Below are 13340 nucleotides of genomic sequence, written 5' to 3'. Positions count from 1 at the left end.
GAAGAATTAAAAGAAATATTGGACACGAGCAGAGCATTAAGTGTATTAGCACAAAGAACTAATGAGTGGTGGTGACCCTGTTGATTGTTGGTTGTATTTGCGCGAGTTTTAGGTAAAACGTTTGCTAGCAAAACAGGAAGCCGAAGCCCCCTGTTCTAGTTGTGTAGGTTGGGTGCAGCAGAGCGGAACCCAACGTTCAAAGTTTGCTGTCCAGGATGTTGAGTTTCATTCTTCAACCCAATATCCTGGAGCATTGGGTTTCGCTTTGCTCCACCCAACCTACGAGTTTTGTACATTGTTTGATTTTCGTTCCTGAGCAAAACAGGGAGCCGAAGCTCCCTGTTTTAGTAGAATTTGCGATCGCAGGAGTTAAGATCTGCGACTTCTCTCAGAAGTTGTAGATCTAAGTAACACAGGTGATTAAGCACGGGATTTAGAAGCGCCTTCTTCTCCGGCTTGAGAGGGAGAAGTACTATCGTGTAGTTTTGTTCCAGAGTCCTGTACCGCAGCAGAATCAGGGTTGCTGTAATACGCCCATTTCCAGTTACGAATCTCTGGCATATCATCACCGTGTTCAGCAATGTAATGCTTATGTTCGATTAGCTTGTCGTGCAGCATTTGCTTGACATGAGCAGCGGTGTACCGCAGTTTAGGAACGCGATCGATCACATCATCAACCAGGCTAAACCGATCCAAATCATTCAACACCACCATGTCAAACGGGGTAGTGGTAGTTCCTTCTTCTTTGTAGCCCCTCACATGCAGGTTGTGATGATTAGTCCGGCGATAGGCGAGACGGTGAATCAGCCAGGGATAGCCGTGATAGGCAAAAATGATGGGCTTGTCGGTGGTAAAGATAGAGTCAAAGTCTTTGTCACTCAAGCCGTGTGGGTGTTCAGATTCGGGCTGAAGTTTCATCAGATTCACCACATTCACCACCCGAACCTTTAGCTCAGGGAAGTATTTACGAAGGATATCCACCGCAGCCAGCGTTTCTAAAGTGGGTACATCTCCGGCACAAGCCATCACTACATCTGGCTCCACGCCCTGATCATTGCTGGCCCAACTCCAGATGCCAATGCCTTTAGTACAGTGTTTGACTGCTGCATCCATATCGAGATATTGCAAGGCGGGCTGTTTGCCTGCGACGATCACATTCACATATTGGCGGCTTCGCAAACAGTGATCCGTCACAGACAGCAGCGTATTGGCATCCGGGGGAAGATATACCCGAATCACTTCTGCTTTTTTGTTGAGTACGTGGTCAATAAAGCCAGGGTCTTGGTGAGAAAACCCGTTGTGGTCTTGCCGCCAAACGTGAGAAGTGAGCAGGTAATTGAGAGAGGCGATCGCCCTTCTCCAGGGGATGTGATTAGTTGTTTTTAGCCACTTCGAGTGTTGGTTAAACATCGAGTCAACGATGTGAATGAACGCCTCATAACACGAAAACAACCCGTGCCGACCTGTAAGCAGGTAGCCCTCTAGCCAACCCTGGCAGGTATGTTCACTCAAAATCTCCATCACCCGACCATCTGCCGAGAGATGGTCATCTTCCGGTAGGGTTTCAGCTACCCAGGTGCGATCGGTGGCTTCAAAGACAGCGCTGAGACGATTAGACGCGGTTTCGTCAGGACCAAATAGGCGAAAGTTACGCTGCTTTTGGTTGCGCTGCATGATGTCTCGCAGAAAAGTTCCCATGACGCGGGTTGCCTCAGCGACAACGGTACCCGGTTCTGGTACATCTACCGCATAGTCTCGAAAGTCGGGTAGAACCAAACCCCGCAGCAGAACACCCCCATTGGCGTGGGGGTTGTCGCCCATGCGATGTTGTCCCTGAGGAGCTAGCTCTGCCAATTCAGGAATCAAGGTGCCTTTCTCATCAAACAGTTCCTCTGGCTGGTAGCTTTTCATCCACTCTTCGAGCAGCCTGACGTGGTCGGGCTTGCTGGCCATTTCGGAGAAAGGAACCTGGTGCGATCGCCAATAATCTTCCGTTTTCTTGCCATCAACTTCTTTTGGTCCCGTCCAGCCCTTAGGAGATTTGAGGATGATCATCGGCCACTGGGGGCGCTTGCTAAAGCCGTTGGCGCGAGCATCAGATTGGATCTCTTTGATTTCGGCGATCGCCACATCCATCGTTGCTGCCATCAACTGATGCATTGTTTCTGGGTCTGATCCTTCCACAAAGTAGGGCTTGTAGCCATAGCCTATAAACAGATTGTCTAGTTCCTCATGGCTTAACCGCGCTAACACCGTTGGGTTTGCAATTTTGTAGCCATTCAAGTGCAAAATCGGCAGCACTGCCCCGTCGTGAACTGGGTTGAGAAACTTGTTAGAGTGCCAACTGGTGGCAAGTGGTCCAGTTTCCGCCTCACCATCTCCAACTACACAAGCGACAATCAGGTCAGGGTTATCAAACGCCGCACCATAAGCGTGAGAAACTGCATAGCCTAACTCTCCCCCTTCATGAATTGATCCAGGCGTCTCAGGTGCCACATGGCTCGGAATGCCACCAGGAAATGAGAACTGTTTAAACAGTTTTTTCATTCCCTCAGCATCTTGAGAAATGCTGGGATAGTAATCGGTGTAAGTACCTTCTAGGTAGGTATTAGCAACTAGCCCTGGACCACCGTGTCCAGGACCTGCAATGTAGATTACATTTAAGTCCTGAGCCTTGATGACTCGATTGAGATGAGCGTAGATGAAATTGAGTCCTGGAGTAGTTCCCCAGTGTCCCAGCAGTCGTGGCTTGACGTGTTCTAACTTCAGCGGCTCTCGCAACAGAGGGTTATCGAGAAGATAAATTTGCCCGACGGAGAGGTAATTGGCTGCCCGCCAGTAGGCATTTATCTTTCGCAGTTCTTCCGTTGCCAGAGGCTTTGTCTGTAGAGGAGTTGCTACTACCATGACTATTAAGAAATAGGGGTAAATTGTTCCGACAAGCAAACGCTTCTTGAGGCATTCAAAGCTCTTGCTTGAAAATCTAAATCCTCCCTAAGTAAGGCATTCAGAGTTAACCCTATTTCTTTAGTTTTAGAAGAAGTTTTGTTGCCCTAGTGGTAGCTCTTACCTCTTATCCCTTGAATTACCTATTCAGGGAGATATGCTTGAGCCATGCTGTTGCTTAATTGGATAAACTCTTCACTTGTTCAGCCATCGTTGTCAACGGGGTTAGAGACAGCCATTCCAAGGCTGAAGGCGATCGCCAAATTTTGAGCAGGTAAACCATCTGTTCAGTTGTCCACGCTTGCCGATTGTCGATGTTGTTTTGCATTGAGCCCTCTGTAGTTTGGATATTCTTAACGTCTACATCATAGGTATAGATGACATAGGCTACAAAAATCGGCTTGCACCGTTTCTCATGAGTAGCTTCGATAGATGGGCACGACTCAGGAGTAAATTTCCAGCGTGAATCGTTGCGCGAGCCAGCTCGCGCAACGATTCACACCCTCGAAAACCGATCTAGGTAAAAAACCTAGTGAGAAACTAGATTGAATAGGCGAAATTCAGCGATTTGAGCTATTTCGGCAAGAGATTGAGCTATTTCTGTCTCAGTAGTGTGATTGAGACGGCGCTCAAAAGCTTCTAAGATGCTGTCCTTTGTATGGTTTTTGACCGCAATGATAAAAGGGAATCCAAACTTCTCCTTATAGGCAGCATTCAAAGTTTGAAATCGATCATATTCAGAAGCAGTGAGTTGATCTAACCCAATACCTGCTTGCTCTTGCACAGAAGCTTCTGCCATTTTCGCTTTGCTGCCCAGGTCAGGATGGGCACGAATTAGGGCTAATTGTTCTGTCAAACTCAGCGCATTGACAATGCCAACCATTTGCTGATGCAGTTCTGCCACGTTGGCAAAGGGGCGCTGATGCCAAGTGGCTTGAGCGATCGCCGGAGTGTCTTCAAACACGGCTCCCAATGCATCAACAAACTCCTCTTGACTCATTTGATTGAGCTGAGCAATCGAGTAAGACATAAATCTCGTTTAGCTTCCCCGGTAGGTACTGTATGACCAGGGCGACACCAGCAGCGGCACATGATAGTGTACCGTCGAGTCAGCAATGCCAAACTGGAGCGGAATGCGATCGAGAAAGGGTGGGTTGGGCAACGAATCTATCTTTTGCCCAAAATATGCGCCGACAGTAAACACGAGTTCGTATAGACCAGTGGTGAACTCCCGATCTGTCAACAGAGGTGAATCTGTCCGCCCATCGGCATTAGTCGTAACCGTTTTGAGCAAAATCTTTTGTCCTGTCGTTCCTACAAACCACAGTTCGATCGTCATCCCAGCCGCAGGACAACCATGAGCCGTATCCAAAACATGCGTCGTGAGTTTTCCCATAAATCAAGAGGATTAATGCAATGGGCCTGCCAGGATAGTTTTTGAGATGGCGTTTAGAATCTCAGTTCCATCTTCGTGCCTCAATTCTTCGTACCACTGTTGAGTTTTTTCGGGGTCTTTGCCGTGCGTCATGTTCGATCGCTTGCGGGCGCGAGTAATGATGTCGGCAACGCGATCGCACCGAGCCGTCTCATATCGCTTCAAAGCATCTGCCACGCTGATGTTAGTGGTCTGTAAGTAGGTTGCCAAAACCAGCGCATCTTCAATTGCCTGACAGCCGCCCTGTCCTAAATCAGGAGCCGTGCTGTGAGCAGCATCTCCGAGTAAGACAACGCGATCGCGCACCAACGTCTTCAACGGATCAACATCATGAATTTCAACCCGATTGGTCTTCAATGGATCAAGCCGCTGAATCAGGTTTTGTACTGGGTCTGCCCAACCTTTGAAGAAACTCGCTAATTCTTCTCGATAGGTTCCAGGGCTACTGACTGTGCCTGTGGGGAGCGGCACATCAAAGAAGAAATAGAAGCGATCGCCCCCTACTGGCATCATCGAAGCTCGCTTATGTTCACCCACATAAATCACCCAGCTATCTTTGGGAGCAAGATCATCGCTGGCAGGTACCAATCCATTCCAATTGACATAGCCAACATATCGCCGCTCAACCGCATGACCCAACACATAGCTGCGCGTGATCGAATGCGTTCCATCGGCTGCAACCAGCACATCTCCAGTGGCTTTACGTCCATCTTCAAAAATGGCAGTGACGCTATCAGCATCTTGTTCAATCGCGACACACTTTGAATTAAGCTGGACGTTTTCTGCACCAAAAGCATTCAGCAACATATTCTGTAAATCAGTACGGGCAACCGGATAAGGACGCTGCCCGACGCAATCGATCAAAGGTTGCAGGCTAAAATCAGTGAGTTTTTCGCCTGTCTGACTACAATAAGTCACGCGATTCATCTGTCCACCAATTGCCGCAATTTCCTGACTTAAACCCAGACGATTTAGTACTTTTACGCCGTTTGACCAGAGTGAAATTCCGGCTCCAGCGGGACGCAATTGGCTGACGCGATCGTAAATTTCGACCTCATAGCCTGCCTGACGCATAGCGATGCCTGTAGTTAGACCGCCCATGCCAGCACCAATAATTATGACCTTCAGGTTGTCCATGCTGCTTCCTCCTGTACTTATTTGCTGATGGTGCGATCGCTTCTAAAATTGTCAGGACAAACTACAGCGCAAAGCTTTAACTAACATCCCAGCCCAACCAATTGATGTAATTGCTGATACAGCTATAGCTATGCAAATTAGGTCTATAGGAGAAGATTAGGCTTGCACAGCAACAGAGGCGCACCCCAGAGAGATGCGCCTCTTAATAATCTGCTCAGCTAACTCGTTTCGCCGTAACCAATGCTTAGCTGCTTGAATTTGAGACGTTAGAAACTTCGCGATTAAACAACGGTTTGCCTTCGCAATAATCAGGAGTCGGCGCACCGAGCAAATTTAGTACAGTAGGAGCTAAGTCAACTACGCGACTGGTTGTTGGTAGGTCAGAGTTTGGCTCAATGCCTGGACCCTTTGCCATGAGAAAGCCAACAGGTTTGTGTCCGCCCGTGTTGCAGTAAGGAATTGGACCAATCCGCCCAAAGTCAGGGCTGTCTACGACATCGCTGGGATAGTCCTGCCACTCAACCAACAGGTCAGCATCGGGAATTCCTGGATCAGCATCTAGAGCATTCTGGCGCGTCCGAATCACACGGGTCACCATTGGCTGACCCGTCCGAGCATCCTTGAGACTGTAAAGATGCTGCATTAGTTGTTCACAAAGGCTGTCATATTCAGACACAGGCACAATCCCTTGTTTCTCACGACCTTGCAGATTGATCCGAATCTGACCATCTCCAAAGCTAGGTAAGGCAAAGGCTTTCATCTGGGGCCAAAGTGCTTTGTACCACAGCGTAGGCTGCCAAAAGAGGGAAGGATACTGTTTTAACAACTGGTAGGGGGACGTGAGCGCAGGTCTTTGAGGTGAACCCAGATATTGATCTAGCTTGTCCTGATACTTACCGGGCAGCAAACGTCGAATTGCTCCTCGAATCGGGTTGGGGTCGTGTCTCAGTTGCCAAACTTCACCAGCCCAACTCTGCCGCTTGGGGTTGGCAATCGGAGCGGGGGCAGGAGTTCCCACCTTGCCTTTCGCTAGTCCATACTGTCCAGGGAAGTTGAATCGATACAGCAATTCAGGCAGGAAGACCATGCTAGGAAGGTCGGTCGTATTCCAGCCCATACCGTCGATCGAGAAGACAAGAACGTGAGCATTTTCAGGAACTTCAGCCAGGATTTCACCGAGGGAGCGATCGGCAGCTTCATAGACATCCATCAGCGGATCGCTAGAGAAAATGTCTTTTGACCGATAGGGATGGAGCGGATGGTCGGGCTGACTGAGATACCAGAAATCGTGACTAGCGTAATGCGGTTCATCAATCACCGTCACAAATAAATCCCAAGGCTCCCGATGCAGCAAATCCTTACACATAGCGGTGTGGCGGGCGATGCCTTCTTGGGTTGCTTTGTGTAGAAAAGTTAGATTGCCACGATCCCACCAGCAGCCATATTCCTTGTATTCGCGAATCTTGCCATGTTTCTCGGTTAGCTCACCGACCAGGTCAGTAGGTAGAGAGCGCCGTCTGGAAACCTGTACGCCGCTGACTCCTTCTGCAATGGGTGCTTGGGGTGTTTTCAGGATGGCAACGCGATAGTCATCGCCTAACGCATAAAAAGGCTGATGTTTAGAGAAGCCATAAACGCTGGATTCTCCTACGGCGTAGCTATCTGGACTAAACGTTAGTCGGCTCCAATGTCCGGTTTGCTCTGGTGTGCAGCCTGTGACAAAGGTTGTCCACTGCATTTCTTCAGAAGAGTTTGCGTAGGTCAGATGCCCGTAAGCTCCCTGCTCCCGCAACGCTTTCAGGTTTTTAAGATATCCCTTGGACATCAAGTCTTCCAATAACTGGGGGTTGGCGGTGTCCAAGCCAATGGCAACAATAGGATTCTTTGTCATTTCTGCGATTGGGGTTAAGTTAGCCTTTGGAATTAAGTGCCTACGGTTAGAGACAAACAAATATGCGGGACTTTTGCTGATCCTAGTGAAACTGTCCGTATTAATGCTATTGGTTAAACGGCATCTTTATCTCTTCTTAGTAGTACTGCGTTGGCGATCGGGAAGTCGATAAAGTTTTGGTGAAATCTATGTACATCCCGAAAGAACGACGGTTTTAGGCTTTGCTTCTCGGTTCTGGGTTTGGTATATCAGTAGGGATGAGTTCTCCTATTGGTTGTTAGCCATGTCTACTGAAAAGTCTCAGCCTCGCTCAACATGGCTAAGCCGCAAGGGGGCAACAATTACAGCCCTAGTTGGGTGGATTCCGCTATCGCAGGGGTTGGCAATCCGGCGATTTCTCTACAGCAAAATCTTAGGGAAGCTGGGTAAGTCGGTCTACATTGAGCCAGGTGCAGAATTTTTGAATACGCCTGCGATCGCCATCGGTAACGGCGTTAAAATCCTCCGGGGCGTTCGACTGGATAGTCAAGGACAAAATAGCCAAATCTGCATTGGCAATAATGTACAGTTTGCCTATGGCATCGGCGTAAAGGTCAGCCGCGATAATTGCCGAATTGAAATTGGCGATCGCACCTCCATCGGACCTTACACCGTCATCCACGGTCCGGGCAACATCTCCATTGGCAAGGATTGTCTGATTGCGGCTCACTGCGGCATCTATGCCAGCAATCATCAGTTTGCAGATGGCGATCGCAAAATCCGCGACCAGGGACTTAGCCGGAAGGGAATTGTAATTGAAGACGATTGCTGGATCGGGCACAGTGTTTCCATCTTGGATGGAGTAACGGTCGGACAGGGCAGCGTGATCGGCGCAGGCGCAGTCGTGACCAAAGATATTCCACCTTACTCAATTGCGGTCGGTGTTCCTGCCAGGGTGATTTCTCAGCGGCGCAGCAACGATCCGGTTGAGGAGTTAAAAGAAGCGTTAGCCCAAGCCCCGCAATCTTAAATGACTTTCCATCTACTTAGTTGCGATTAGTCCTGTGCCAAGATTTAGGGGCAATTGTAGTTTTGTCTTCAGTGAAGAGGTTTAGATGTCTTACGAGCTAGAAACGCCAGTAGCCATGCTGATCTATCGGCGACCTCACACCACCGAGAAGGTGTTTGAAGCGGTTCGTCAGGCAAAACCCCCTAAGCTGCTGGTGGTTGCCAATGCACCCAGACCCGAAAAGGAAGGCGAAGCCGAAAAGTGTGCCCAGACTCGCGCCATTATCGAACGGGTCGATTGGGATTGTGAGGTATTAACTAATTATGCCGATAGCTATTTAAGCTGCTTGGGGCGGATTTATAGCGGACTGGACTGGGTATTTAACACGGTTGAGCAGGCAATCATTCTAGAAGATGACTGTGTTCCTCATCCCAGCTTTTTCCGCTATTGCCAGGAATTGCTGGAGCGCTACCGGGACGATGAGCGAATTGTTGCCATCTGTGGTGATAACTTTCAGATGGGGCGGAGGCGTACTGAGGACAGCTACTACTTTTCCCGCTATACCCACTTCTGGGGCTGGGCCAGTTGGCGGCGGTCCTGGCAAAATTATGATCCAGAGATGAAGCTCTGGCCCGAGCTTCGCGATAACGGTTGGCTAACCGATGTTCTAGGCGATCCAAAAGCGGTTCGGTGGTGGCGCAACACGTTCCAAACAACTTATGACAAAGGGATTGATACCTGGGATTGGCAGTGGATTTTTGCTTCCTGGGTACAGAATGGACTGGCAATCGCCCCCAACATCAACCTGGTGTCTAACATCGGCTTCAATGCAGCAGCGGCTCACACGGGTGATGTGTATGATTGGCGGGCAAATATGCCAACCCAGGAGATGACCTTTCCGCTCAAGCATCCTCAGGTTGTGATTCAAAATGCCAAAGCAGATGCCTTTGAGCAGCAGGAATACTACGACTTTCTAACCAACCAACGCGCCCTAAAGCATCGGCTCAGACGCAAAATCAGACGAGCCAAAAAGATTCTCCAGGAGTCCCGGAATGGACAGAACTATGGCGGTGTCTTTGGGCTAATCGAGCAAATGGTTAAGGGATAAGCTCGACTGTGTAGTCTATCTGCATAATCTATCCGTAGGGGCGAACAGCCGTTCGCCCCGTAGGGTTTTCCAAAGAAACTACCTATTCCGCCATCGCGACGTTAGAGGCCATGACTTGCTTAACCTGATCGGCTAGGCGCACAGACAAAGCAACAATAGTGAGCGTAGGATTAACCTGTCCCCCCGTTGGGAAGACGGAACTGCTGGCGATGAACAGGTTTGAAACGCCGTGAACCTTGCAGTTTTCGTCTACTACGCCTTGTTGGGGGTCGTTGTGCATTCGGGTTGCGCCCATCAAATGGTGAGCGCTGCTGGCGGTCATTTCTGGCTCTGCGTTTGGGTCGCCAATTTCTAGACGACCTAAACCAGCTTTCTCAAATTCTTCCTTGAAAATCTGCTGTGCTCGCCTGATGGTGCGGAGGTCAAGGTCGTTTTTCCAGGTCCAATGAAGCTGTACGCGGGGGCGGCCGAAGCGATCGCACTCTTCCATCAGCGTGATTCGATTATTGGGGTCAGGAATTTGCTCCGCAGAGAGCAGCAGTTCAAATGAGTTAAACAGTTTGTCTTTATCCGGTAAATATGACCAGCCGCCCTTATCCGCAGCAGCTAAATCAGCGGTAGGTTTAGATAACCGTTTGCGCGCAACCGCGACGAGATCACCAAATCCACCCAAAACATCTCCCAGATGCTTGAACAAATTTTTCGGCAGTTTGCCGCGACGCAGAGAATTTGCCAAGGTTCGGGCTGACTGGATTGCCGGAGAGCGATAACCTGCCTGCCGAGGATGCAGGAAGCCAAACACATTAAGAATTCCTTCCTGACGCACGACCTCAGAGGTAAGGGCGAGTCTACCCATGACCGGGGTACCGTTTACCTGGCGCAGATCGTATAAATCACTGGTGTTTAGCATCTGCTTACGCGATGGGTACCACACCCCACCGAAGTAGCAGGGATGATCCATAAAAAATCTGCCAACCAAGTCGTGCTGATTACCCAATCCAGTTTTTTGGACTTTGTTAGACAACAGCAATAGTCGCGGAATTTCAAAGCCACCTGCCGCCAAAATTACGACTTTGGCTTTCACAAAAAACTCTTGTCCGGGTGCTGATGCAACTCGCACACCCGTTGCAATGCTGGCGGTTTCATCCGTTTCAACCTCCAGTACGTTAGCGTAATAGTAGGTTGTAATGTTTTTCGCTTGCTGGATGACCTCGCGATTCTTCTGAATAAAGGTCTTGATGCGAACAAACTGACACATCACCGTTTTAAGGCGATCGTCCTTCAGCGGCAGTTTCGGCGTTTTCGCGTCAGACCAATAATCTGGGTCGTAGTTGTAAGGTCCAAGTCCACAAATGCTCTGGGCACGCTGATAAAACGGGTCTAGGTCAGCCCGACTGAAGGGCCAACCGCTGTAGGGAATTTCCTCGCGATATTCAAAATCTGTTTCGTTGTAGGGAACAAACCGCGCCCCCATTTCATTCTTGCCAACCTGGATATGCCAGATGTTGGCTGTGCCACCAATTTGACGATTGTAGGTGACTTCTAGATCGGGGTAGCGGTGAGCCGTTTTACCCCGGCTCAAATCTTGAATTTCTTCGTCCCGCTCAATGCCACCGCTTTCTAACATGCAGACGCGGAAATCCTTGTTTGCAAACTCTAGCGCGAGTGCCATGCCCGCAGGCCCAGTGCCAACAATGCAAACATCGGTTTCGATGGTTTCGTTGAGGGGTAGTGTGCGTGCGTCAATCATCATAAAATCAATGCCTTGTTGACTAGCGGCTTGGGACAGTTCAAATCAAAATGTTAGGAATGAAAGCTTTTACTTCTCTCATTTCTAACTCACGGGGAAGTGCAGTATCGTAATGTTTTGAAGAATGGTGGGTGGGGCACAGAGTGCCCCACCCACCATTCCTATACAGGACTACCATTCACGGTACTCACATTTGCTGCCATCGTTGTTTTTACATGGTCTGCTAACCGCACGGCAAGCGCAACAATGGTGAGCGTGGGGTTAGCATAACCGCCCCCCGTAGGAAAGACAGAACTGCCTGCAATAAATAAGTTAGAAACGCCGTGAACCTGACAGTTTTCATCGACCACGCCCTGCTTGGGGTCCGGGTGCATTCGAGTGGTGCCAATGTGGTGATGGGTGCTGCCAAAGCGAGGAAGTCCACCTTCGATTTCATCACGGGGCTGAAATTCGCCCAGCTCAGATTGAGCAAATTCCTGGGCCAAAATTTGCTGGACTCGTCTGATCGTTTCTAAGTCAATGTCGCTCCAGCGCCAAGTGAGGCAAACTTTGCGGCGACCGAGGCGATCGCACTCATCCGTTAGCGTTACCCGATTCTCAGGGTTAGGAGTTTGCTCTGCCTGAGCGATTACCTCAAACGCTTTGAGGTTGCGAATGTCTGCCGGACGACGCGACCAGCCACCCATACGGGGGCTGTAGATAAACTCCAGCTTTTTGGCACGACGGTAGGCATAGTTGACGATGTCATCTAGATCAGACACCACGTTCTTTACATGCTTCCAAATCTCTTTGGGCAATTGTTTGCGCTTGACGGCAGACAGCAGGTTTCTCCAAGAGTTCACGGCTTTAGATTCGTAGCCGCTGGGTCTGGGCACCAGCATGACGCAAATGTTGAGCAGCTTTTCTTGACGTAAGACTTCTTCGCTCAGAGTCAGCTTGCCCATGATTGGCGTGCCCTTAACCCGATGCAGGTCATACAGGGCAGTTGTGTTGAACAATTTGCGATCGGCAGGGATGAATACGCCAAATCGAAAGCCAGGATGATCCATAAAGAATCTACCAACCAGGTCATTCTGGTTGCCTAGCCCATTCTTCTGAACTTTGTCTGAAAGCAACAACAGTCGAGCATTTTCAAAACCGCCAGTTGCCAACACCACGATTCTGGCTTTGACGCGAAACTCTTTGCCGTCCAAGGTAGCAACGCGCAAGCCCGTTGCCGCAGTGGCAGTTTCATTGGTCTCAACTTCCAAGACATTGGCGTTGAGGTAGGTGGTGACGTTGCTTGCGTGATTCAGCTCTTCTCGATACTCGTGGGTGAAAACGGCGCGAGGGCCAAACTGAAAGACGCTGGATTGAATACGATCGCCCTGAAACGAAAGCCGTTTTGCCTGCTCAGTTTCCCAGGCAGCGGCTTCGTAGGTATCTGGGCCGATTTTGCAGATCGCGTTAGCTTTTTGGTAGTAGGGGGCAAGGTCAGCTTTGCGAAATGGCCAGCCGCTATAAGGAATCCAGTCTCGCTGCTCAAAATCAATGTCGTCTGGCGTGACGTGCCGAACGTGAGCCTGATTTTCGTCACGATCGATCTGAATGCACCAGTAGTTGGCAGAGCCGCCAAACTGCCGACAGCGCCCTACATGCAGTTCGTCAGCGGGATAGCGCTGCGGAGAAACTGTCTTGCCTTCGCAGAGTGCTTGAGTATCAGGATCGAAGTCCAGCCCACCGCTTTCTAGCAAACAAACTTGAAAATCTTGCCCAGCCAGTTCTCGTGCTAGCGTGACTCCCGCAGGACCAGCTCCGACGATGCAAACGTCTGTTTCAACAACTTGATCAGCAGGTAAAGTGCGTGAATCAATTAGCATAATGAGTTGATTAACTGGCTATTTCAGACAACAGATTCCACAGAATTTTCTGTAATTCCCTGCAAATATACGTCGCTTTACTTTAACCTGGGGAGCGAAGCTGCGACCTTTTACTGAATCTTCAAGTTGTCGTGCTTTATTTGAGGAGAAACTCTTACGCAAAAACACGTTTGGTAGTTTTCAACAGGCAGCGATTGTGAGTGGTGTAGACGTTAACCATACGACT

Annotated in this window: 11 protein-coding genes; 2 read left to right on the top strand and 9 right to left on the bottom strand. The window is 49.5% G+C overall.

The window, feature by feature from the left end:
- Positions 1-155 precede the first annotated feature (155 nt).
- From H6F88_RS09905 to H6F88_RS09875, 7 genes are all read right to left on the bottom strand, one after another.
- Positions 156-296 (bottom strand): hypothetical protein, encoded by a 141-nt coding sequence (locus H6F88_RS09905; protein WP_190642593.1) that lies wholly within the window; start codon positions 294-296, stop codon positions 156-158.
- 124 nt (positions 297-420) lie between these two features.
- Positions 421-2907, bottom strand: a complete 2487-nt coding sequence (locus H6F88_RS09900) for a phosphoketolase family protein (RefSeq protein ID WP_190642592.1) — start codon at positions 2905-2907, stop codon at positions 421-423.
- A gap of 217 nt (positions 2908-3124) precedes the next feature.
- Positions 3125-3274, bottom strand: a complete 150-nt coding sequence (locus tag H6F88_RS09895; protein ID WP_190642591.1) for a hypothetical protein — start codon at positions 3272-3274, stop codon at positions 3125-3127.
- Positions 3275-3475: 201 nt separating this feature from the next.
- A complete protein-coding gene (uraD, locus tag H6F88_RS09890; RefSeq protein ID WP_190642590.1) occupies positions 3476-3976 on the bottom strand; it encodes a 2-oxo-4-hydroxy-4-carboxy-5-ureidoimidazoline decarboxylase in 501 nt (166 codons plus the stop codon).
- Positions 3977-3985: 9 nt separating this feature from the next.
- Positions 3986-4342 carry a hydroxyisourate hydrolase gene (uraH, locus tag H6F88_RS09885; RefSeq protein WP_190642589.1) on the bottom strand — a complete coding sequence of 119 codons (357 nt, stop codon included), beginning with the start codon at positions 4340-4342 and terminating at the stop codon, positions 3986-3988.
- A 12-nt stretch (positions 4343-4354) separates the two neighbouring features.
- Positions 4355-5518, bottom strand: a complete 1164-nt coding sequence (gene hpxO, locus H6F88_RS09880) for an FAD-dependent urate hydroxylase HpxO (protein ID WP_190642588.1) — start codon at positions 5516-5518, stop codon at positions 4355-4357.
- Between the two features lie 244 nt (positions 5519-5762).
- Positions 5763-7409 (bottom strand): alkaline phosphatase family protein, encoded by a 1647-nt coding sequence (locus H6F88_RS09875; RefSeq protein ID WP_190642587.1) that lies wholly within the window; start codon positions 7407-7409, stop codon positions 5763-5765.
- A 283-nt stretch (positions 7410-7692) separates the two neighbouring features.
- Here H6F88_RS09875 and H6F88_RS33940 point away from each other — a divergent pair, with 283 nt between their 5' ends.
- Positions 7693-8418 carry an acyltransferase gene (locus H6F88_RS33940; protein WP_190642586.1) on the top strand — a complete coding sequence of 242 codons (726 nt, stop codon included), beginning with the start codon at positions 7693-7695 and terminating at the stop codon, positions 8416-8418.
- A gap of 85 nt (positions 8419-8503) precedes the next feature.
- Positions 8504-9505, top strand: a complete 1002-nt coding sequence (locus tag H6F88_RS09865; RefSeq protein ID WP_190642585.1) for a glycosyltransferase family 2 protein — start codon at positions 8504-8506, stop codon at positions 9503-9505.
- Between the two features lie 82 nt (positions 9506-9587).
- Here the strand turns inward: H6F88_RS09865 and H6F88_RS09860 are convergent, their stop codons facing one another.
- Positions 9588-11258, bottom strand: a complete 1671-nt coding sequence (locus tag H6F88_RS09860; RefSeq protein WP_190642584.1) for a GMC family oxidoreductase — start codon at positions 11256-11258, stop codon at positions 9588-9590.
- 158 nt (positions 11259-11416) lie between these two features.
- The gene (locus tag H6F88_RS09855; protein WP_190642583.1) at positions 11417-13114 is read right to left on the bottom strand and encodes a GMC family oxidoreductase; all 1698 of its coding nucleotides are present in this window, start codon (positions 13112-13114) and stop codon (positions 11417-11419) included.
- Between the last annotated feature and the right edge of the window lie 226 nt (positions 13115-13340).

The sequence above is a fragment of the Oculatella sp. FACHB-28 genome (genome assembly GCF_014696015.1).
Classification (GTDB): domain Bacteria; phylum Cyanobacteriota; class Cyanobacteriia; order Elainellales; family Elainellaceae; genus JAAUTN01.
This window is presented reverse-complemented; position numbering and strand designations above follow the sequence as displayed.